Origin of the sequence: Microbacterium sp. NPDC090003 (assembly GCF_044748385.1) — a bacterium.
GTDB lineage: Bacteria > Actinomycetota > Actinomycetes > Actinomycetales > Microbacteriaceae > Microbacterium.
In genome coordinates this window covers 2,453,103-2,473,873 of record NZ_JBIVFW010000001.1, presented here as the reverse complement: position 1 = coordinate 2,473,873, position 20,771 = coordinate 2,453,103, and the positions used below count along the sequence as shown (strand labels likewise).

Here is a 20,771-nt window from a genome sequence, read left to right as displayed (position 1 = left end):
CGACCGCTACGAGCTCGGCCCGAGGATGAAGTTCCACGCGCCGGTCGCGACCGCGGCGGCCACGGCCACCGCGGAGATCGCGAGCCCGATCGTGAGCAGCATCCATTCGGCCGCCCCGAACCGCGACTCGCGCGCCCACGTGCGCCGGCCGGGGGCTCCGAAGCCGCGGGCCTCCATCGCGGTGGCGAGTTTGGCGCCCCGGCGGATCGAGAGCACGAGCAGCGCGAACGCCATGCCGAAGAACCGGCGGATGCGTCCGCGATCGGCGACCCCGCGGGCCCGACGCGCGAGTTCGAGCGCCCGCCAGTCGTCGAGGAACAGCCCGATCATGCGCAACCCGGCGAGCGCGCCCAGCACGAACCGGGCAGGCAGCTTCAGCACCTGCGCGAGACCGTCGGCGAGGTCCGTCGGGTCGACCGTGATGAACAGCACGACCGAGGGCAGGGCGATCGCGAGCACGCGTAAGAAGGTCGCGAGCGCGAGCGCGAGCGACCCGTCGCTGATGCGCAGCACGAACCACTCGACGTAGATCGTGCCGCTCGTCTCGCCGTAGAGCGCGATCGTCACCGCGGTGAGCGGCGCCGCGAGCCAGACCGGCCAGGTGCGCAACCAGAACTCGCGCCACCCGATACCGGCGAAGAAGAACAGCACGCACTCGAGCACCAGGGCGACGGATGCCGAGACCGGATCGAGTGTCAGGATCAGCGGGATCGCGATCAGCGCGCTCACCCCGAGCTTGGCGACGGGGTTGATCCCGGCGATGCGTCCGGTGCGGGCGGTGGTGTCGAGAACGGTCATCGGATGCCGCCCAGCTCGTAGCGCTCGGCGTGGAGTGCGCGGGTGACGTCGAGGTCGTGCGTGATCGTCACGATCGCGGTGCCCTCGTCGCGCAGGGCGGCGAGCATCGCGACGAGTTCGGCCCAGGTGCGGGCGTCCTGTCCGAAGGTCGGCTCGTCGAGGACGAGCACCCGGGGGCGCGTCGCGAGGGCTGCGGCGACCGTCAAACGGCGCTTCTCGCCGCCCGACAGCGTGTACGGGTTGGCGCGCGCGAGCCGATCGAGGCGCAGGCGGTGCAGCAGTTCCTCGCTGCGCGCGGCGATCTCGTGCTCGGGCATGCCGAGTGCGCGCGGGCCGACCGCGAGCTCGTCCTGCACGGTCTTCGCCAGCAGCTGATGCTCGGGCTCCTGGAAGACCATGCCGATCCGGGTCAGCAGCTCCCGCGAGGCCCAGTCGATCGGCGTCGCTCCGATGCCGGCGGCCAGCGCCGCGGATGCCGTGACCGCACCGTTTGCGGGCGTCAGGAGCCCCGCGAGCGTGAGCCCGAGGGTGGACTTGCCGGCACCGTTCGGCCCGGTGATCGCGAGCGCCTGCCCCGCGTGCACGTCGAGGTCGATACCCGTCGCCACGGGCTTTCCCTTCACCCGGGCGACGGCGAGGTCTCGGGCCGAGATCAGCGCCTCGCCGGGCGCCGACAGCGGGGCGGGCGGGGCATCCGGAGCGAACCCCGGCACCCATACACCGTCGGCCGCGAGCCGGGCGCCCTCGGTGCCGAGCACGTGCGCGGGCGGCCCGTCGGCGACGACGCCGCCCTGCCCGACCACGATCACCCGGGTGATCAGCGGCAGCCACACGTCGAGGCGGTGCTCGACGACGATCAGCGTCGCGGGGTGCGCCTGCAGCATCCGCTCGACTGCATCGCGCACCTCGACCACGCCCTGGGGATCGAGGTTGGCGGTCGGCTCGTCGAGCAGCACGAGCCCCGGCCGCATCGCGAGGATGCCGGCGAGCGCGAGCCGCTGCTTCTGCCCGCCCGACAGCGCCTTGGTCGGGCGGTCGAGCGGCACGTCGAGCCCGACGGCGTCGAGCGCCTGCGTCACGCGCGGCCAGATCTCCGCTCGCGGGATGCCGAGGTTCTCGCACCCGAAGGCGACGTCGTCACCGACCCGGGCGAGGATGACCTGCGAGTCGGGGTCCTGCAACACGAGCCCCGTGCGCCCGCGCGTGGACGCTGCGGGGATGCCGTCGACGAGGAGCGAGCCCTGGGCTTCACCCTCTTCGTCGCCACCGAGCACACCCGCGAGCCCCTGCAGCAACGTCGACTTACCGGCCCCTGATGCGCCGAGCACCAGCACACGCTCGCCCGGTTCGATCCGGAACGAGACGTCCTGCAGCGCCCAGGCCAGGCGGCTGGCGTGCCGCCAGCCCCACGCGGTCGCCTCCACCGCCGCGGGGCCGGCCTGATCGATCGCCATCAGACGCGGACGCGCGCCTCACGGCCCGAGCCGAAGCGATCGAGAGCCCCCGTGGCCGCGATGCCGCGCGCCAGCACCCACGACAGGGCCCCCGCGATCACCGCACCCGACACGACCGCGCTGATCAGGTAGATCACCGTGAACTCGGTGCCCGAGCCCGCGTACCAGAGGATGAGGTTGTTGATGCCGCCGGCGAGGGCCGCGCCCGCTCCGGCGAGGATCGCGACCGGGAGCGACCAGCGGCGGTAGAAGAACAGCAGGAAGATCAGTTCGGCACCCAGCCCCTGCACGAGACCGGCCTCGAGCGTCAGGAACCCGCCCCACTGGTTGCCGATCAGGGCCGACACGACCGCGGCGAGCAGCTCGACGTAGATCGCCGCGCCCGCCTTGCGGATGATGAGGCCGCCGAGCACACCGGCGAACAGCCACGGCCCGTCGAGCAGACCCTGCAGGCCCGGGAGCAGCGGCTCGAGGAGCGCCTTCGGGCCGAGGTAGCCGACGTTCCAGGCCAGGAAGATCAGGCCGGCGGCGACGCCGAGCACGCTGGCGACGACGATGTCGACGACGCGCCAACGCCAGATCGGGGCGGGTGCGCTCTTCGCGGATGCCGTTTCGCCGGTGTTCTTCGCGGCGGATGCGGGCGTGGACGTACTCATCTGAACTCCTCCCTGCGCTGGCATGACCCAGATCAGGTTCGACGGTCGAAGCGCGATTCGCTCCCTCTCAGCCCGGCTCGCCGGACTCCCGTGGTTGTGGTGACCAGCATACCCGCGCTCCGACACCCGCGCCCGCCCGTGACGCATCGCCGCAGATCAGCCCGGAGATTGGGTACCGTAATCGAGTGACCGCCGCTCATCCCACCGACGCCGCCACCGCCGCTGTGCCCGATTCCGGCGCGGCTGCGGCCGACGCCCCGGGCGAGTTCGAGGCGTCTGCGACGGCATCCGCCCCTCCCGAGGCGGAGCCGGTAGACGCGCAAGCCGCCAGCGCCGAGGGCGCTGGCGGTACGGGTGCCGAGGGTACGGGTGCCGAGGCATCCCCTGGTCCGGAGGCGAGCGAGAGCGAGACTCCCGAGGCCGCGTGGGCGGATGAGAAGCGCCCGGCCACGGCCCTGACCTGGATCGACACCGCTGCCGTCGCGGCAGGTTCGGCGGCACGGACCTACGACGATCCGTACGTCGAAGACCCCGCCGTCGCGATCATGCGCGGCGCCCGGCTGCGCCCGGCGATCGCGAGCGCCCGCGTGCTCGTGCCGATCGGCATGGTTCTCGGTCTCGTCGGGGCATATGCCGGCACGACCATCCTCTGGCCGCTGCACGAGGTCGCCCCGACCGTGCATTCGGTGGAGTTCACCACCGTCGCCGCTCCCCCCGCCGCCGTAGCGTGGCCGGGCGTCGGCAGCGCAGCGGTCGGCGTGGGCGGGATCGGCTCGACGGCATCCTCGGTGGATCCGGCGAGCATCGCGAGCATCACGAAGGTGGTCAGTTCGCTGATGGTGCTCGATCGGATGCCCCTGGCCCTCGGCGAGCAGGGGCCCGAGTTCTCGTTCACCCGCGCCGACAGCCAGTCGTACTGGTCGTACCGGATGTCGGATCAGTCGTCGCTCGATGTGCCGGTCGGCGGGGTGCTCACCGAGTACCAGATGCTGCAGGGCACGCTGCTCGGGTCGGCGAACAACTACATCGATCGCCTCGCGCGGGAGATCTGGGGATCGAACGGCGAGTTCGCGGCCGCCGCGGAGATCTGGCTGAGCGAGCGCGGTCTCAGCGACATCACGGTCGTCACGCCGTCGGGCTTCGACGTCGGTAACGTCGCGACCCCCGATGCCCTGGTGCGCCTGGGCGAACTCGCGATGAAGAACCCGGTGTTCGCGGAGATCGTCGGCACACCGGCCGTCGAGCTGCCCGGCGCGGGCCTCGTCACCAACACGAACGGCATGCTCGCCGACCCCGGCGTCGTCGGCATCAAGACCGGAACGCTCGTCGGGTGGAACCTGCTCACGGCGAAGAACGTGACCGTCGGCGACAGCACCGTGCAGCTCTACGCCGCGGTGCTGAATCAAGACGATGACGAGCAGCGGCTCGCCGCCACGCGCTCGCTGTTCGCCGAGGTCGAGGCGGCGCTCCTCGCCCAGGAGCCCGCGGTCCCGGCCGGCACGGTCGTCGGTCAGGTGCGCACCGAATGGGGCGCGGAGGTCGACGTCGTGACGGATGCCGACGCCGACGTGCTGCTCTGGAACGGCACGTCGGCGACGACGTCGACGAGTTTCTCGCTCGGCGATGCACGGGAGGGTGGCGATGCCGTGGGCTCGCTGAGCACGGCCGGACCGGTCGACGCGACGACGACGGAACTCGTGCTCGACGACGACGTCGAGGAGCCGAGCATCTGGTGGCGCCTCACGCATCCGCTCGCCCTGTTCGGTCTCGACTCGGAGTAGGGCCGGGGCCTCCCCTCCCCTCTCCCCGCGAGGGGTCACGACACGCCCTGTCCGCACCCGCCCGTGAGGCGTGTTGTGACCCCTCACGTTCGGATCACCCTCTCGCGCTCTTGCCGCCCTTCGCGCCCTCTCCATCCGCAGGGAAGCGCCACATGCGCAGGGAGAATCCCGCCGAACCTCCCTGCAGATGTCATCTCTCCCTGCACCTGACCCGGCCATCACGCCTGCACGGACGGATCATGTCTGCACGGTGAAAGTCGCGGGATCATCGCGCAGACGTGCGCACTTCGTGCAGATGAGCGGGACGAACGGATGCGCGGCGACGGCGAGCGGATGCGCGGCGCGCGGGTTCTCAAGCCAGCGCCTGCCGTATGCGAAGCGCCCCGGCCCGCGGGATGCGAGTCGAGGCGCTTCGGCGGGCGCGAGCCCGAGTATCTGCGGCGGTCAGGCGCGGCGGGTCAGCCGCGGGTGCCACCGTCGGTGGACGGATGCTCGATCACGGCCCGAGCCGCGGCAGCTTCGGCGGCGGGCTGCTGCGCGCCGACCGATGCGCCGGTGACGGCATCCGCCGCGGCCTGCTCGGCCGCGTTCTCGTCGTCGGCGTCGCCGGTGACGACGGTCGGCGTCGAGCCGGTGAGGGCTTCCTCGGCATCGATATCGGTCGCCGCCTGCTCGAACTGCGACTGGTAGAGCCGCCAGTAGGCGCCCTGCGCAGCGATGAGCTCGTCATGCGTGCCCTTCTCGACGATGTCGCCGTGCTCCATCACGAGGATGAGGTCGGCATCGCGGATCGTCGACAGGCGGTGAGCGATCACGAACGACGTTCGGCCTTCGCGGAGCGCTGCCATCGCGTTCTGCAGCAGCAACTCGGTGCGGGTGTCGACCGCCGACGTGGCCTCATCGAGGATCAGGATCGACGGCTTCGCGACGAACGCACGGGCGATCGTGATGAGCTGGCGCTCACCCGCCGAGACGTTCGACGCGTCCTCGTCGAGAACGGTGTCGTAGCCCTCGGGCAAGGCGTGCACGAAGCGATCGACGTACGTCGCCTTCGCGGCCGCGAGCACCTCGTCATCGGTCGCGGTGGAACGCCCGTACCGGATGTTCTCACGGATGCTGCCGTTGAAGAGCCACGGGTCCTGCAGCACCATGCCGGTGCGGGAACGCAGCTCGTCGCGCGTGACCTCCGAGATGTCCTGTCCGTCGAGCAGGATGCGCCCGCCGTTCAGCTCGTAGAACCGCATGATGAGGTTGACGAGCGTGGTCTTGCCCGCGCCGGTCGGGCCGACGATCGCAACCGTCTGCCCCGGCTCGACCCGGAAGGAGAGGTCGGTGATGAGCGGACGTTCGGGCGTGTACGAGAACGCGACGTTCTCGAACTCCACGACGCCCTGGCCCTCCACGAGCCCCGGGGCGTCTACGGCGTCGGCCTCCTGCTCCTCGGTGTCGAGCAACTCGAAGACGCGCTCGGCCGAGGCGGTGCCCGACTGCACCACCGCCGCCATTCCCCCCAGCTGCGACAGCGGCTGCGTGAACTGCTGCGAGTACTGGATGAAAGCCTGCACGTCTCCGATGCGAAGCTGGCCGCTGGCGACCATCAGACCACCGAGAACGGCGATGCCGACGTAGGTGAGGCTGCCGACGAAGGTCATGCCCGGCATGATGATGCCCGACAGGAACTGCGCCTTGAACGCGGCCTGGTAGAGCTCTTCGTTCTCGTCCTGGAAGCGGTCGAGCGCGTCGCGCTCGCGCCCGAAGACCTTGACGAGCGCGTGCCCGGAGAACGCCTCCTCGACGCGCGCGTTGAGACGACCGACCTTGCGCCACTGCGTGCCGAAGGCCTTCTGCGACCGCGGCCCGATGATCCCGAAGATGACGCCCATGAGCGGAAGCGCCACGAGGGCGACGAGCGCGAGCTGCCAGGAGATCGAGAACATCAGCACGAGCACGCCCACGACCGTGAGCACGGCCGTGATCGCCCCCGACAGGGACTGCTGCATCGTCTGGGTGATGTTGTCGATGTCGTTCGTGACGCGAGAGATCAGGTCTCCGCGCTGCACCTTGTCGAAGTACGACAGCGGAAGTCGGTTGATCTTCGCCTCGACCTGCTCGCGCAGACGCCACATCGTGCGCACCATGATGACGTTGATCACATAGCCCTGCAGCCACTCGAGGAAAGCGGCGACGACGTAGATCGCGAGCACTGCGGCGATGACCCAGCGCAGACCGTCGAAGTCGACGCCGTCACCGACCCGGAAGCTGTCGAGCGCGGCGATCTGGTTGGCGAAGTCGTCTTGGCCCACGCTTCGCAGTGCGGACACGGCGTCGGCCTGGGAGGTGCCGACCGGGAGCCCCGGAGCGTCTCCCACCGGCTGCGCGAGCTGATTCGACAGGAACCCGGTGTAGATGATGTTGGTCGCCTCGGCGAGCACCTTGGGCGCGGCGACGGTCAGGACGACACCGATCGCACCGAAGATCGAGACCAGGACGAACCATACGGCCGACGGCTTGAGCAGACCGATCATGCGGGCGAAGCTCTTGCCGAAGTTGTCGGCCTTGCCCGGCGCGACGCTGTCCCAGTCGCCGCTGTTCTGGCGCGCCTGCTCGGCGAGTTCGGCCTCGTACTTCTCGTCGTCGGTGAGTTCCGGCTCGACGGTCGACGTGGCGGCCGTGATCTTGCCGCCGCGACCTCGACGCTTCGGCGTCTCGTTCTGCGCGCTCATGCGTCGACCCCCAGCTGCGACTCGACGATCTCTCGATAGGTCGTACTCGTCTCGAGCAGCTCTTCGTGCGTGCCCACGCCGACCATGGTGCCGCCCTCGAGGACGACGATGCGGTCGGCATCGGTGATCGACGAAACGCGCTGCGCGACGACGATCTTCGTCACATGGGGGAGTTCGCGCCAGAGCGCCTGGCGGAGACGCGCATCGGTCGTGAGATCGAGCGCCGAGAACGAGTCGTCGAAGACGAGGATCTGCGGCTGGTGCACGATGGCGCGAGCGATCGCGAGACGCTGACGCTGACCGCCGGAGACGTTGGTGCCCCCCTGCGTGATGCGCGAGTCGAGCCCCTGGGGCATCTCCTCGACGAAATCGCGCCCCTGGGCGATCTCGAGAGCATGCCAGAGCTCCTCGTCGGTGGCCTCCTCGCGCCCGTAGCGCAGGTTCGACGCGACGGTGCCGGTGAAGAGGAAGGGACGCTGCGGCACGAGCCCGATCGTCGCCCACAGCGCGTCGACATCGGCCGTGCGCACGTCGGCACCGCCCACGAACACCGCACCACCGGACACGTCGAACAGACGCGGGATGAGCGAGACGAGCGTCGTCTTACCGGCACCGGTCGAGCCGACGATCGCCACGGTCTCGCCCGGCTCGGCGGCGAAGCTGATGCCGGAGAGCACCGGGGAGTCCGCCCCGGCGTAGGTGAACTCGACGTCGTCGAAGGCGACCGAACCGGGAACGGGGAACGACGCGACGCCGTTCGTCGGGCGCTCCATGCTCGAGGGCGTGTCGAGAACCTCGCCGATGCGCTCGGCCGAGACCGCCGCCCGGGGGATCATGATCGCCATGAAGCTGGCCATGATGACGCCGCCCATGATCTGCCCGACGTACTGCATGAACGCGAAGATCGTGCCGACCTGCGCCGTGCCCGCGTTCACCTCGACGCCGCCGAACCAGACGACCGCCACCACCGTGACGTTGAGGATGAGCATGAAAAGCGGGAAGAGGAGGACGAAGAGCGAACCGACCTTGCGACCGACGACCATGATGTCGGTGTTCGCTCCGCGGAAGCGCTCTTCTTCGATGCGCTCGCGCACGAACGCACGCACGACGCGAACTCCGGTGAGCTGCTCGCGCATGACGCGGTTCACGGTGTCGAGCTTGCCCTGGTAGCTGCGGAACAGCGGGACCATGCGACTGACGACGAGACCGGCGACGACGAGCAGCAACGGCACCGACACGGCGATGAGCCAGCTCAGCCCCGGATTCGTCTGCACGGCGAAGATGATGCCGCCGATCGCGAGGAGCGGAGCGGTGACCAGCATGGTCGCGCCCATCATCGCCAGCATCTGCACCTGCTGCACGTCGTTCGTGTTGCGGGTGATCAGCGAGCCCGCGCCGAACTGCGAGACCTCGCGCTCGGAGAAGCCGTTCACCTTGCTGAACACATCGGCGCGGATGTCGCGGCCGGCACCCATCGCGGCCTTGGCGGCGAAGTAGGTCGCCACGATCGCGGCGATGATCTGCCCGAGGGAGACGGCGAGCATGAAGAGGCCGGTCCGCCAGATGTAGGCGGTGTCGGACAGCGCGACACCCTTGTTGATGATGTCCTCGTTGAGACGCGGGAGGTACAGGGTCGCCAAGGCGCTCGCGAGCTGGAAGACCAGCACGCCGACCAGCAGCCACTTATAGCGGGACAGATATCGGACGAGAATTTTACCCAGCACAGGCGGACTTTCTGAGAGATGAAGCTGTGGACTCAGGTGTGGGGGAAGATGCCGACCGGGATCGGCCACAACACAGCGTGACACGAAGCTCCGACATTCGTACCGCCGAGTTCGGAACCTTCGCTCACAGCGAACCCATCGACAGCCGCGCTAGGGCTCAGAACAGCGGCGTCGCCGGCACGTACGCACGAGCATCCGCTCCGGCATCCGCCCCCAGTTCGGCGAGCGAAGCGGGCTGCCACTTCGGGTTGCGGTCCTTGTCGACCAGCTGCGCGCGGATGCCCTCGACGAGGTCGGGATGCTCGTGCACGAACCACAGCACCCGCCGGTACTCGCCCTCGAGGGCCTCCCGCAGCCCGGACGCCGCGCGCGCCTCGCGCACGGCGTCGAGCGTCACGACCAACCCCGTCGGCGCGAGCCCCTCGAGCAGGTCGGCCGCGGCCGCGGCATCCGTGGTTCCCTGCGCCTGCAACCGCTCGACGATCTCGACGACCGAGTCCGCGGAGAAGGCCTCATCGATCCACTGCGGCGACGGCGACAGTTCCGAGGGCTCCGGTGTCTCGTCGAACAGCAGCACGATCTCGCTCGGCCCCGTCGGATCGGCCCGGAACGCGAGCGCCTCGCGCAGGGCGTCGAGATGGGCGGAGGGCACGTAGTAGTCCGCGAAACCGAGGGCGATGGCATCCGCCCCGCTCATCGAGCCGCCGGTCAGGGCCAGGTACTCGCCGAGGCGTCCCGGCGCACGGCCGAGCAGCCACGTGCCACCGACGTCGGGGGTGAAGCCAATGCGCGTCTCGGGCATCGCGAGCTTCGAGCGCTCGGTCACGATGCGGATCGTCGCGTGCCCCGCGAGTCCGATGCCGCCGCCCATCGTGATGCCGTCGGCGAAGACGACGATCGGCTTGGGGTACTCGGCGATCAGGGCGTTGAGCCCGTACTCCGCGCGGAAGAAGTCGGCAGTGGACTCGGGATGCCCCGACACGATCTGCGCGTGCAGAGCGCGCACGTCTCCCCCGGCGCAGAAACCGCGGTCGCCCGCGCCGTCGAGAAGCACGATCTGCACGTCGGTGTCGGTGCGCCAGGCGTCGAGCGCCGCGGTGAGCGCCTGCACCATGCCCAGGTCGAGGGCGTTGATCGCCTCGGGACGCTGAAGCGTGAGCCGCCCGAGAGCCCCTTCCGTGCGGACGAGGACGCGGTCGGCAGCAGAGGTCTCGGTCACGGGAGCCAGGCTACCCCGGTCGCCTCGAGGGCTCGCAATCCACAGGAAATACGCGATCCGGACGGTTTTCCGGCAGGATAGGGGGAATTGACCAAGCAAGGAGAGGTCGCGCATGACCGACGGACAGGTTCTCGAATTCACGGGCGTGACGAAGCGCTTCAATGAGGTGACCGCCGTTTCCGACTTCTCTGCTCGGATCGAGCCGGGTGCGGTCACCGCGTTCCTCGGCCCCAACGGGGCAGGCAAGACGACGACGCTGCGGATGCTTCTGGGCCAGGTGCGTCCGACCTCCGGCACCGCGACGATCGGTGGCCAGTCGTACGCGGAGCTCCGCCAGCCGTTGCGCGTCATCGGCTCGGTGCTCGAGGAGACCGCCTACCGCCCGCGCCGCACCGCGAACCGCCAACTCACGATCGCCGCCAAGGCCAACGACATCCCGCTCGGCCGCGTCGCCGAGGTGCTCGCCCTGGTCGGGCTCGAGAACGAGGGCGACTCGCGTATCGGCGGCTTCTCGCTCGGCATGCGCCAGCGCCTGAGCGTCGCGCACGCCCTGCTCGGCGACCCCGGGGCTCTCGTGTTCGACGAGCCGGCCAACGGGCTCGACCCCGAAGGCATCCGCTGGATGCGCCTGCTCATGCGCCGTCTCGCCGACGAGGGTCGCACGGTGCTGGTCTCGTCGCACGTGCTGAGCGAGGTCGAGCAGGTCGCCGACAACGTGCTCGTGCTGTCGAAGGGGCGGCTCGTGCTCGCGAGCGGCATCGAGGAGCTCGCCGATCCTTCGGCCGGCGCCGTCATCGTCGATGCGGCCGATCGCGCCGCGCTCACCGCCGCTCTCGCCGCCGCCGGCTTCGACATCGAGATCCTCCGTTCCGGGCTCACGGTGCGCGGCACCGACGCCCGCCGGGTCGGTGCCGTCGCCGCGGATGCCGGGATCGCCCTCACCACTCTCGTGCAGCGCGGTCCGACGCTCGAAGACGTCTTCATCCAGCTCACCCGCGGCGGCCGGCTCGAGCCGCACACGGGCCTGCTCGCCACGCAGCTCGTCGCTCCGGCTGCAGCGCCGGCGGCGGTCGCCGAGACGCCCGCTCCGGCAGACGCCGACGAGCAGGTCGCGGCAGACGACACGGCGGCGATGACCGCCTCCGCGATCGCCACCGATGCCGCCGCGGCGGTGCCCGGTGGTCCCGTCGCCGCAGCAGTGGTCGCATCCGGAGCAGGGGCCGCGATCCTGAACGACGGCGAGATCGTCACGGACGAAGCGGATGCCGACGGATCGGTCGACGTCTCCGTCGACGACGACACGGCATCCGACGACGCAGCAGCCGACGACACGCTTACGGACGAGACGCCTGCGGACCAGACGCCTGCGGACCAGACGCCTGCGGACCAGACGGTCACCGATGCGGATGCCGCGCAGGCCGCATCGGTCGACGCGTCGGCCGCAGGGCTCCCCTCGTTCGACGACATCCTCTTCGGCAACGGCTCGGCCGCCGAGGAGGAGGCCACCTCGTTCCCGGGTGCGGAGGCTCCCACCCCCGCCGTCGACGGCGAAGCCGCCGGTGTTCCGATCGGCGAGGAGGCCGGGGTCGAGGTGTTCGACGACCTGGGCCCGGCCGACGGGTCCGCCGAAGGCAGCGAGACGACCGTCGACGAGGACGCCGACCCGCGCTCGGCCGCGGTCAGCTCGATGCTCGCCGATGCCGCCCGCACCTACTTCGAGGACGAGCCGCGGGATTACCCCTTCGGCGAGACGCCCTCCGAAGCGGGCGACGCCGACGCCGCGACCTCCGCGCAGCACGCCGACACGCAGACGGAAGCCGACGCACAGATCGAAGCCGACACGGCGACCGACGAGTCCCCTGCTGAGAAGGCATCCGACGGCGAAGCGCCCGACGACGCCGAATCCGACGACGCTCCCACCGACGACGACGACGCTCCCACCGAGGGCGCTCCCCTCGACGGCGCACCGCGCACGACCGTGATCGAGATCATCCCGGAGATCCCGCTCACGGCGACCGATGACGAGCTCGCCAACGCCGATGACTACGACCAGAGCGGCGAGGTCGAGCAGCACCACGAGCACGGCGAGTACCGCCCCCGCGACTGATCGACCCGCTCAGCGAGACGCCCTCCCGACCCGATGGTCGCGGAGGGCGTCTCACTGCGCAGAGGCGGGAACTCAGGCGGGCCGCGGTCGGATCACCGGCCGCCGGGGTTGCTTCGTCGTGGGGATCGACCCGGTCGACACGATCTCCTCGACATCGGCGGGCTCCTCGGAGACCTCGAGCCGCAGGGCCTGCGTCAGGGCGAGGCCGTGCCGGGTGGTCAGAATGAGACGGCGGTACTGCTCATCGCCCGTGAGATCGATCACGACGCTCGGGCGGCGTTTGCGGATGAGCACGAAGTCGGTGCTGCCCGCGGCCTTCCACGTGCCGGCGGCGAGGATGCCGGGGATGTGGGTGCCGGGGTTGGGCACACCGCGCAGCCAGGTCCATGCGTCATCGGTGAGCTGCACCTTGGTGATCGTCTCGCGCACGATGCGGAGGTTGTCGCGGTGGAAGCTCGCGGCGCGTTCCAGCGGCGAGAGCACGATCTCGAGTTGCGTCTGATCCAACAGCAACGTCACCATGACACCCAGTCTGCCAGCGGCATCCCCCCAGTTGTCTGGATCTTGCTCACAGGAACACAACGATCCGTTGTGGGAAAGCGCTCACTCAGGGACGAGCGGATGCCGCGGCAGCGGCCGCGAGGGGCAACGCCGCCTCGATACGCAGCAGTTCCTCGTCGCCGTGGGCGGCCGTGAGGAACCATGCCTCGAACACGCTCGGCGGCAGCGCGATCCCCTGCTCTCGCAGCGAGTGGAAGAACGGCGCGTAGCGGAACGTCTCCTGCGCCTGGGCCTCGGCGTAGTCACGCGGGGCGGAGGCGCGGAACGAGGCGTTGAACAGGCTTCCCGCCTTCGCCACCGCATGCTCGACGCCGGCATCCGTGAGAGCCGCATCGAGCGCGCGCGAGAGCCGGTCGGCTGCCGCGTCGATCGTCGCGTAGACCTCCGGCGTCGCCAGACGCAGCGTGGCGAGACCCGCCGCGACGGAGAGCGGATTCCCCGAGAGCGTGCCCGCCTGGTAGACCGGCCCCAGCGGCGCCAGGAGGTCCATCACGTCGGCCCGTCCGCCGAGGGCTGCCAGCGGCATCCCCCCGCCGACGACCTTGCCGAAGGTGACGATGTCGGGGAGGTAGTCCTCGCCCTCCGCGGCCTGCAAGCCCCAGAATCCGGCCGGGTGCACCCGGAACCCGGTGAGCACCTCGTCGAGGATCATCAGCGCGCCGTGCGCATGGGCCGTGTCGGCGATGAGGCGGTTGAACCCGGGGAGCGGTGCGACGACGCCCATGTTCGCCGCGGATGCCTCGACGATGACCGCCGCGATGCGCTGGCCGTGCTCGGCGAACACGGCCGCCAGCGCCTCCGGGTCGTTGTAGTCGATCACGAGCGTCTGCGCGGCGATCGGCGCGGGGACGCCCGCGGATCCCGGCAGCGCGAGCGTCGCGACGCCCGAGCCCGCCGCGGCGAGAAGCCCGTCGGAGTGACCGTGGTAGTGACCGGCGAACTTCACCAGCAGGTCGCGGCCGGTCGCGCCGCGAGCCAGGCGGATCGCGGTCATGGTCGCCTCGGTTCCCGTCGACACCAGACGCACGCGTTCGATCGGGCGGATCTCGCCGAACCGCACACGGTCGGCGATCAGTGCTGCGAGCTCGACCTCACCCTCGGTGGGCGCCCCGAACGACAGGCCACGGGTCGCGGCCTCCTGCACCGCCGCGACGACCTCCGGGTGCGCGTGACCGAGCAGCGCCGGGCCCCACGAGGCGACGAGGTCGATGTACGTCGTGCCCGCGGCATCCGTCACCGTCGCGCCCTGCGCGGACGTGAGGAATCGCGGCGTGCCGCCGACCGAGCCGTAGGCGCGGACAGGAGAGTTCACGCCGCCGGGAATCACCGCACGGGCGGCGGAGAAGAGATCATCGTTGCGATCGGACATGGTGCTTCCTCTCGAAATGCGGCGGCGACCGATCAGTCGCGCAGCCAGCGGGCGGCCTCGGTCGCCCAGTACGTCAGAACCGCGTCGGCACCGGCACGCCGGATCGACAGCAGCGACTCGAGGATCGCCGCGCGGCGGTCGATCCATCCGTTCGCCGCGGCGGCCTCGATCATCGCGTACTCGCCCGACACCTGGTATGCCCAGACCGGAATATGGACGGTGTCGCGCACCTCCCGGAGGACGTCGAGGAAGGCCATCGCCGGCTTCACCATCACGATGTCGGCGCCCTCCTGCTCGTCGACCACGGCCTCGCGCACGCCCTCGCGGCGGTTGCCGGGATCGAGCTGATAGGTGCGGCGGTCGCCGGTCAACTGCGAGTCGACCGCCTCGCGGAAGGGGCCGTAGAACGCGCTCGCGTATTTCGCCGCGTACGACATGAGGATCGTGCGCGTGAACCCCTCGGCGTCGAGCGCCCGGCGGATCGCGGCGACCTGGCCGTCCATCATGCCCGAGAGCCCGAGCAGCTGCGAGCCGGCCCTCGCCTGGGCGAGAGCCATCGAGGTGTAGCGCTCGAGGGTCGCGTCGTTGTCGACGGAACCGTCGGCGGCCAGCACGCCGCAGTGGCCGTGGTCGGTGAACTCGTCGAGGCACAGGTCGGTCTGCACGACGAGGGCGTCGCCCACCTCGGCCGCCAACGCCTCGGTCGCGAGGTTCAGGATGCCGTGCGGAGCGTCTGCGCCGGAGCCCCGGGCATCTCGTACCGCGGGAACGCCGAAGAGCATGACGCCGCCGACCCCGGCCTCCGCCGCCTCGACCGCCGCAGCGCGCAGCGAGTCCATCGAGTGCTGGACGACACCGGGCATCGAGCCGATCGGCGCCGGGTCGGTGAGTCCTTCGCGCACGAACATCGGCAGCACGAGCTGCTGCGGCTGGAGGCTGGTCTCGCGCACGAGCTGGCGGACAGCCGGCGACTGGCGCAGGCGTCGCAGGCGCACCTCGGGGAAGCTCACGGCGTGAACTCGTCTGCCGCGTGCGGAAGGGTGAAGTGCGAGACCGCATCGATGAGCGCGTCGACCGTCTGACGGTCCGCGACCACCGACACCGGCAGCCCGGCGTTACGGGCATCGCGCGCGGTGCGCGGACCGATCGCGGCGAGCAACGTGTCGTCGGGGATCACGGGGAACTGCTCGCGCACCTGCTCGGCGACCGAACCGCTCGTGATGAGGATGGCGTTGATGCGGCCGTTCTCGACGTCGCGCTTGATGCGATCCGTCACCGGCACGCCGACCGTACGGTACGCCACCACACTGTCGACGTCGTGACCGGCCTCGGTGAGCTGCACGCTCAGCACCGGCTTCGCGATCTCGCTGCGGAGAGCGAGGATGCGGCGCGGCTCGGTCTCGAGCGAGATCATCTGCTGCGCCATCCCCTCGGCCGAGTTGTCCTGCGTGGGCACCAGCGCGACCTCGTACCCGACGGCCTGCAGCGCCGCGGCCGTGGTCTCGCCGACCGCCGCGATGCGCGTCGTCGCCGGCACCACCGCACGGTGCGCGAAGAGCACGTCGACCGTGGTCGCGCTCGTCACGGTGAGCCAGTCGTAGGCACCGGCGGCGAGCTGCGCGAGGGCGACGTCGAGGGCTGCCTGGTCGGTCGTCGGGGCGAAGTTGATGAGGGGCGCGACGACGGGGACCGCTCCTTGCAGACGCAGGCTCGCGGCGACGCCGTCGCCCCACGGGCCTCCGCGGGGGACGAGGATCCGCCAGCCGTCTAGAGGCTTGTCGTGCTTCGATTCGGGTGTCGTGGTCATCAGGATTGCTCTCGGGGGACGAGTTCGGCCGCCCCTTGTTCGAGCAGCCGACGGGCGACAGCCAATCCCAGCGCTCGAACGGCCTGGATCGGATCTGCACCATCGGCAGCATCCGCATCATTGCCACTGCCGTTCCGTTGAATATACCCCTCGTTCAGGGGTTCGGTGACGTCGAGCCCGATCCTGCGACCGCCATCGGCCGCGTACACGACCGTCCTGACGCGGATCTCGCTGCCTTCGACGACCGCATGCGCGGCCATGGGGGCTTGACATCCGGCGTCCAGACCCTCGAGGATCGCGCGCTCCAGAGTGATCGCGAGACGGGTGGGCGCATCGTCGAGAACGGCGAGGGCCTCACGCAGCTCGGCCGGGGCATCCGTCGTCGTCTCCACCGCCAGGGCTCCCTGCCCGGGAGCGGTCGGCCACTCGCTCAGCCCGAGCTCCTCACGATGCAGCGGGGAGTCGGTGCCGAGCCGGGAGAGGCCGGCGGCGGCGAGGATGACGGCATCCAGCTCACCGGAGGCGACGCGCGCGAGACGCGAGTCGACGTTGCCGCGCAGATCGACGACGGTCGAGTGAGGGGCCCGGCGACGCACCTGGGCGATTCGGCGAGGCGAGCCCGTGCCGACCGTGCTCCCGGCGTGCAGTTCGTGCAGGGGAGTGCCGCCTCGGGTGATCGCGACGTCACGCGCATCCTCGCGCACGGGCGTCGCAGCGATGACGAGGCCCTCGGGGATCGCGGTCGGCAGGTCCTTGAGCGAGTGCACGAGGAAGTCGCACTCCCCCGCGAGCAGCGCCTCGCGCAGACGCGTGGCGAAGATGCCCTGCCCGCCGATCTCCGACAGTGAGGCGCGGTTGGTGTCGCCCTCGGAGGTGATCGGGACGAGCACGACGGGGCGGCCGACGACCTTCTCGAGGGCGGCGGCGACGTGACCGGACTGGGCCTGCGCGAGAGCGCTGCGGCGGGTACCGAGGCGGATCGGGGAACTCACGGCGGGCCTACTGCAGCACGTCCGCGATCTCGTCGAAGCGGAGCCTGCGCCCCGTGTAGAAGGGCACCTCCTCCTTCACGAACAGGCGGGCCTCGGTGTAGCGGAGGTCGCGCATCATGTCGACGAGATCGGTGAGGTCATCGGCCTCCATCGGGAGGATCCACTCGTAGTCGCCGAGGGCGAACGCGGCGACGGTGTTGGCGACGACGCCGGTGAACGCGGCACCCTTGCGACCGTGGTCGGCGAGCATGGCGCGACGATCGGTCTCGGGTGCCAGGTACCACTCCGGCGTGCGCACGAACGGGTAGAGGCAGAGCCAGTCCTTGGGCTCGACGCCCCGGAGGAAGCCGGGCACGTGCGAGCGGTTGAACTCGGCGTCGCGGTGCACCCCCATCACGTTCCAGACGGGCAGGAGCGAGCGCAGCAGCTCGGTGCGGCGCAGGCGGCGCAGCGCCTTCTGCAGTTCTTCGGCGGTGTCGCCGTGCAGCCACACCATGAGGTCGGCGTCGGCCTTGAGGCCCGAGACGTCGTAGAAGCCCCGGACGGTGACCCCGGAGTCCTCGACGTACGAGACGATCGTCTCGAGTTCGGTCGAGTCGGACTCGGTGACGGGCACGTCGGGATTGCGTCGCCACACGGCCCAGAGGGTGAAGCCGGACGGGTTCTCTGCGCTCTCATCGGACATGGTCCCAGTCTGCCCCTTTTGTCGGATGGCTGCGAATGCGGCCGAGCGTGCAAAAACGCGACGCCCCGGAAGCGGGTTCCGAGGCGTCGCGAAAAGACGGGATCAGCGCGAGATCGCCCGAGCGATCACCCAGACGGCGCTGCCGACGACGGCCGCCGCGCCCACGGCGATCGCGATCGCCCCTGCGGGGTTGCGCTCGGAGAACAGCCGCAGTCGCACGGCTGCGCGCTTGGAGGCCTTGTCGAGGCGACGCGGCACGTTGCCCTTGATCTCGATCGCCGCGAGAGCAGCCTTGAGCTCTGCCCGCGCCGAGGCGACGGGGTCGACGATGCCGCCGGGGACGGCGGTGATCGGCAGGTCAGAATTCGTCATTGTCGCCGGCCTCCTTCACGATGCGAACGTCTGTGGCGACGGCCTGCGCGGGATTCTCCCGGCGCAGCACCTTGCGGAACTTGAGAAGGCCGAGCAGTGCGAAGAACAGCACGGCCAGGATCAGGATGCCGAACACCGCCAGCGCCGAGAGCCACACCGGCCACCACGAGGCGATGCCCGCGATGGCGAAGACCAGCAGCACCGGGATCGCCCAGAACAGGAAGAACAGGGCGACGACGAACCAGACGGCGCCGACACCGGCATCCTTCGCGGTGCGGGAGACCCACGCCTTGGCGGCGTTGATCTCGGCCTTGACGAGGTTCGAGACGAGTTCGGGGAGGTCGCCGATCAGCGACAGGAAGCTGTCATCGGCGCGGTCGCGATAGCCGCGGGGCATGGTCAGTTCCCGGTCTTCTTCGCGGCGGGCTTGGTCGTCGCCGACTTCTTGGCGGCGGGCTTGCGCGCGGCACCGGTCGAGGCGGAGGCGTTCGCGGAGGAGGTCTTCGGGGAGGACTTCGTCGACGAGTTCCTGGCCTCCTCGACGCGATCCTTCACCTCTTCGGCGGCATCCTCGAGGTCGTCGGCGACATCCTTGCCCGCGGCGATCACCGAGTCGAGCTTCTGCCCGGGGGTACCGTCGCTGCCGACCGACTTGACGACCTTGACGGCGCCGTTCCAGAGGGCGCCCGGAACCGCGGCGGCCTTCTGACCCACGAAGTCCTTGACCTGCTCGACGCGCTCCTGCACGGGGTCGAGGTTCCAGACCTTGAGCCACTGCGTCTTGATCTGCTCGTAGCGCTCGCGTCCGGCGCGCGTTCCGAGGACGTATCCCACGCCGATTCCGACGACGAGTCCGATCTTCCCCTTCATGGGGTCTCCTCACGTTGTTCCGGTCGAGCCGCAGGCGTTCGATCCCCGTCGGCCAGGTACCCAGCGTAACCCCATATGCCGATTTCGGCATTGAGAAGGCAGGGGGTTGACAGGCGCGAAGCGCTCACTCCCAGATCAGGGTGCGTCGCAGGCGGTCGGTTTCGTCGGTCGCATCGGGGATCACCTGCGCCAGCCCCGTGCCCGCGAGCCAGGCGCCCACCGCCGCGAGGCCCGGAACGGCGTGCACGGCGGAGCGTGCCGCCGCACGACGCTCAGCCGATCCGATCACCGACGCCGGCTGCGCCTGCACATAGCGTGAACGGTGCGCGGCGACCAGCGCCGACGGCGCCAGATCGACGCCCAGAAGAGCGGATGCCTCGCTCAGCGCGAGCGCGGCCGCGGCATCGTCGTCGAGCGTTGCGGTGGCGGCCGGCTCGCCCTGTGCGCCGAACGACACGCGCACGACGTGACGCCCCGCCGCCGCCCGGCGCACCCACTCCCACTTCGCGGTGGAGTGCGTGAGCGCCTTGGCCACGTGGCTGCCGGGCACCGTCAGCACTCCGGTGCCGCGAGGAGCCGCATCGAGCGCCGGAGCGTCGAGGAGCAGGGTCACGATCTCGATCTCGGGCGCCGGCACGTCGTCGGCCGACACGAGTGCGGGCACCGCGTCGGCGAGCAGCGCACGAGCCGTGCGCTCGTCGACGGCGACGACGACGGCATCCGCCTGCCATTCCTCCGCGACCGCCACGATCTCGTCATCGGACAGCTCGGGCGCGAGCTCGTCGGCAGGGTCGACCGGCGCGGCGGAGCCGACTATCCAGCCGTCTCCGTCGCGGCCGATCGTGCGCACGGGCGAGGACGTGCGCACCTCGACGCGGAAGTTCTCGAGGTCGGCCAGCAGCGCGTCGACGAGCACGGTCATGCCGCCGTCGAGACCCTCGACGGCGGCTCCCGGCTTCTTCGCGGCAGCACGGGCGGCTCCTTCGTCACGCAGCGCCGCGACCGCGCCCGACAGCGAACCGGTGCGCGTGAGCGCTGCGTTGAGCCCGGGGGCGGCGATATCGACGTCGATGTCGGCGGGCGACGCGGAGTAGACACCCGTGGTCACGGGAGCGACGAGTCGGTCGCGCACCTTGTCGCCCATACGCGTCGAGACGAGCTTGCCGAGGCTGTGCTCGTGCCCGATGGTCAGCGGCGGACGCACCCGATCGAGGTACGCGCGCCAGGCGCCCGACCAGCCGATGATGCGGCGCACGTCGTCCTGGAACGGATTGGCGGGGATGCCGAGCAGGCCGCCGACGGGGAGCGGCGCGGCCCCGATGCCCGGAACCCCGGCGAGCCAGGCCCCTCCGGGAGCGGGCGCGACGATGCGGTCATCGATGCCGAGTTCGGCGAGGAGCGCACGCACGTGCCCGCCGCGGGTCGCGAAGCTCTCCGCCCCCGCATCGAGGGCCACCCCGTCGAGTTCGGTCCGACGGATCGCGCCGCCCACGGCATCCGAGGCTTCGAGCACCGTCACGCGCATGCCGACCTTGGCGCACTCACGGGCGGCGATGAGGCCGCCGATCCCACCGCCGATCACGACGACGTGCTTCTCGGCGGCGCGGGCGGCGAGTTCGGAGGGCTCGGTCATGCCTTCCATCCTCGCATCGC

Annotated in this window: 18 protein-coding genes and 1 riboswitch; of the genes, 2 read left to right on the top strand and 16 right to left on the bottom strand. The window is 70.4% G+C overall.

Annotation, left to right across the window (positions count from 1 at the left end):
• Nucleotides 1–6 precede the first annotated feature (6 nt).
• The 3 genes from ACIPVN_RS11920 to ACIPVN_RS11910 all read right to left on the bottom strand — a co-directional run bounded on the left by ACIPVN_RS11920 (nt 7) and on the right by ACIPVN_RS11910 (nt 2,908).
• A complete protein-coding gene (locus ACIPVN_RS11920; protein ID WP_400442964.1) occupies nt 7–798 on the bottom strand; it encodes an energy-coupling factor transporter transmembrane component T family protein in 792 nt (263 codons plus the stop codon).
• Nucleotides 795–2,252, bottom strand: coding sequence for an ABC transporter ATP-binding protein (locus ACIPVN_RS11915; RefSeq protein WP_400442962.1), 1,458 nt, complete (start codon nt 2,250–2,252; stop codon nt 795–797). The genes ACIPVN_RS11920 and ACIPVN_RS11915 overlap by 4 nt, the downstream gene beginning before the upstream one ends.
• Nucleotides 2,252–2,908 carry an ECF transporter S component gene (locus ACIPVN_RS11910; protein WP_400442960.1) on the bottom strand — a complete coding sequence of 219 codons (657 nt, stop codon included), beginning with the start codon at nt 2,906–2,908 and terminating at the stop codon, nt 2,252–2,254. Before ACIPVN_RS11910 ends, ACIPVN_RS11915 begins: the two co-directional genes overlap by 1 nt.
• Nucleotides 2,899–3,010: riboswitch (TPP riboswitch) on the bottom strand. It overlaps the preceding gene by 10 nt.
• An 83-nt stretch (nt 3,011–3,093) precedes the next feature.
• On the opposite strand from ACIPVN_RS11910, the gene ACIPVN_RS11905 reads away from it, so the two are divergent.
• Nucleotides 3,094–4,689, top strand: coding sequence for a D-alanyl-D-alanine carboxypeptidase family protein (locus tag ACIPVN_RS11905; protein ID WP_400442958.1), 1,596 nt, complete (start codon nt 3,094–3,096; stop codon nt 4,687–4,689).
• Nucleotides 4,690–5,147: 458 nt separating this feature from the next.
• Here ACIPVN_RS11905 and ACIPVN_RS11900 read toward each other — a convergent pair whose 3' ends face one another.
• The 3 genes from ACIPVN_RS11900 to ACIPVN_RS11890 all read right to left on the bottom strand — a co-directional run bounded on the left by ACIPVN_RS11900 (nt 5,148) and on the right by ACIPVN_RS11890 (nt 10,355).
• The gene (locus ACIPVN_RS11900; protein WP_400442957.1) at nt 5,148–7,412 is read right to left on the bottom strand and encodes an ABC transporter ATP-binding protein; all 2,265 of its coding nucleotides are present in this window, start codon (nt 7,410–7,412) and stop codon (nt 5,148–5,150) included.
• Entirely contained in the window at nt 7,409–9,136 is a 1,728-nt protein-coding gene (locus ACIPVN_RS11895; RefSeq protein ID WP_400442955.1) for an ABC transporter ATP-binding protein, read from the bottom strand. The genes ACIPVN_RS11900 and ACIPVN_RS11895 overlap by 4 nt, the downstream gene beginning before the upstream one ends.
• 157 nt (nt 9,137–9,293) lie before the next feature.
• Nucleotides 9,294–10,355, bottom strand: coding sequence for an enoyl-CoA hydratase/isomerase family protein (locus ACIPVN_RS11890; protein WP_400442953.1), 1,062 nt, complete (start codon nt 10,353–10,355; stop codon nt 9,294–9,296).
• A 112-nt stretch (nt 10,356–10,467) separates the two neighbouring features.
• Between ACIPVN_RS11890 and ACIPVN_RS11885 the strand changes: the two genes are divergently transcribed.
• Nucleotides 10,468–12,462 carry an ATP-binding cassette domain-containing protein gene (locus ACIPVN_RS11885; RefSeq protein WP_400442951.1) on the top strand — a complete coding sequence of 665 codons (1,995 nt, stop codon included), beginning with the start codon at nt 10,468–10,470 and terminating at the stop codon, nt 12,460–12,462.
• Between the two features lie 72 nt (nt 12,463–12,534).
• Here the strand turns inward: ACIPVN_RS11885 and ACIPVN_RS11880 are convergent, their stop codons facing one another.
• The 10 genes from ACIPVN_RS11880 to hemG all read right to left on the bottom strand — a co-directional run bounded on the left by ACIPVN_RS11880 (nt 12,535) and on the right by hemG (nt 20,751).
• A complete protein-coding gene (locus ACIPVN_RS11880) occupies nt 12,535–12,984 on the bottom strand; it encodes a hypothetical protein (RefSeq protein ID WP_247624416.1) in 450 nt (149 codons plus the stop codon).
• Nucleotides 12,985–13,069: 85 nt separating this feature from the next.
• Nucleotides 13,070–14,392, bottom strand: a complete 1,323-nt coding sequence (locus tag ACIPVN_RS11875; RefSeq protein ID WP_400442949.1) for a glutamate-1-semialdehyde 2,1-aminomutase — start codon at nt 14,390–14,392, stop codon at nt 13,070–13,072.
• Between the two features lie 32 nt (nt 14,393–14,424).
• Nucleotides 14,425–15,402: a porphobilinogen synthase gene (hemB, locus tag ACIPVN_RS11870; protein ID WP_247633731.1), complete on the bottom strand. Its 978-nt coding sequence runs from the start codon at nt 15,400–15,402 to the stop codon at nt 14,425–14,427.
• Complete coding sequence (locus ACIPVN_RS11865) at nt 15,399–16,199, bottom strand: uroporphyrinogen-III synthase (RefSeq protein WP_400442947.1); 801 nt, start codon at nt 16,197–16,199, stop codon at nt 15,399–15,401. Before ACIPVN_RS11865 ends, hemB begins: the two co-directional genes overlap by 4 nt.
• A complete protein-coding gene (gene hemC, locus ACIPVN_RS11860) occupies nt 16,199–17,191 on the bottom strand; it encodes a hydroxymethylbilane synthase (protein WP_400442946.1) in 993 nt (330 codons plus the stop codon). Before hemC ends, ACIPVN_RS11865 begins: the two co-directional genes overlap by 1 nt.
• Nucleotides 17,192–17,198: 7 nt before the next feature.
• Nucleotides 17,199–17,876: a hydrogen peroxide-dependent heme synthase gene (gene hemQ, locus ACIPVN_RS11855; RefSeq protein WP_400442944.1), complete on the bottom strand. Its 678-nt coding sequence runs from the start codon at nt 17,874–17,876 to the stop codon at nt 17,199–17,201.
• Between the two features lie 102 nt (nt 17,877–17,978).
• A complete protein-coding gene (locus tag ACIPVN_RS11850; protein ID WP_247624410.1) occupies nt 17,979–18,248 on the bottom strand; it encodes a hypothetical protein in 270 nt (89 codons plus the stop codon).
• Complete coding sequence (locus ACIPVN_RS11845; RefSeq protein WP_400442942.1) at nt 18,235–18,645, bottom strand: phage holin family protein; 411 nt, start codon at nt 18,643–18,645, stop codon at nt 18,235–18,237. The genes ACIPVN_RS11850 and ACIPVN_RS11845 overlap by 14 nt, the downstream gene beginning before the upstream one ends.
• Before the next feature lie 2 nt (nt 18,646–18,647).
• On the bottom strand, nt 18,648–19,118 hold the full coding sequence (locus ACIPVN_RS11840; protein WP_400442941.1) for a hypothetical protein: 471 nt from the start codon (nt 19,116–19,118) through the stop codon (nt 18,648–18,650).
• A 124-nt stretch (nt 19,119–19,242) separates the two neighbouring features.
• Nucleotides 19,243–20,751, bottom strand: coding sequence for a protoporphyrinogen oxidase (gene hemG, locus ACIPVN_RS11835; RefSeq protein WP_400442939.1), 1,509 nt, complete (start codon nt 20,749–20,751; stop codon nt 19,243–19,245).
• Nucleotides 20,752–20,771 lie beyond the last annotated feature (20 nt).

What these genes read in the sequence shown, in the direction of transcription:
- ACIPVN_RS11910 (WP_400442960.1), bottom strand. Translation starts at nt 2,908, where the DNA reads ATGAGTACGTCCACGCCCGCATCCGCCGCGAAGAACACCGGCGAAACG.
- ACIPVN_RS11900 (WP_400442957.1), bottom strand. Translation starts at nt 7,412, where the DNA reads ATGAGCGCGCAGAACGAGACGCCGAAGCGTCGAGGTCGCGGCGGCAAG.
- ACIPVN_RS11880 (WP_247624416.1), bottom strand. Translation starts at nt 12,984, where the DNA reads ATGGTGACGTTGCTGTTGGATCAGACGCAACTCGAGATCGTGCTCTCG.
- ACIPVN_RS11865 (WP_400442947.1), bottom strand. Translation starts at nt 16,199, where the DNA reads ATGACCACGACACCCGAATCGAAGCACGACAAGCCTCTAGACGGCTGG.
- ACIPVN_RS11875 (WP_400442949.1), bottom strand. Translation starts at nt 14,392, where the DNA reads ATGTCCGATCGCAACGATGATCTCTTCTCCGCCGCCCGTGCGGTGATT.
- ACIPVN_RS11920 (WP_400442964.1), bottom strand. Translation starts at nt 798, where the DNA reads ATGACCGTTCTCGACACCACCGCCCGCACCGGACGCATCGCCGGGATC.
- ACIPVN_RS11840 (WP_400442941.1), bottom strand. Translation starts at nt 19,118, where the DNA reads ATGAAGGGGAAGATCGGACTCGTCGTCGGAATCGGCGTGGGATACGTC.
- ACIPVN_RS11845 (WP_400442942.1), bottom strand. Translation starts at nt 18,645, where the DNA reads ATGCCCCGCGGCTATCGCGACCGCGCCGATGACAGCTTCCTGTCGCTG.
- hemG (WP_400442939.1), bottom strand. Translation starts at nt 20,751, where the DNA reads ATGACCGAGCCCTCCGAACTCGCCGCCCGCGCCGCCGAGAAGCACGTC.
- ACIPVN_RS11915 (WP_400442962.1), bottom strand. Translation starts at nt 2,252, where the DNA reads ATGGCGATCGATCAGGCCGGCCCCGCGGCGGTGGAGGCGACCGCGTGG.
- ACIPVN_RS11850 (WP_247624410.1), bottom strand. Translation starts at nt 18,248, where the DNA reads ATGACGAATTCTGACCTGCCGATCACCGCCGTCCCCGGCGGCATCGTC.
- ACIPVN_RS11885 (WP_400442951.1), top strand. Translation starts at nt 10,468, where the DNA reads ATGACCGACGGACAGGTTCTCGAATTCACGGGCGTGACGAAGCGCTTC.
- hemQ (WP_400442944.1), bottom strand. Translation starts at nt 17,876, where the DNA reads ATGTCCGATGAGAGCGCAGAGAACCCGTCCGGCTTCACCCTCTGGGCC.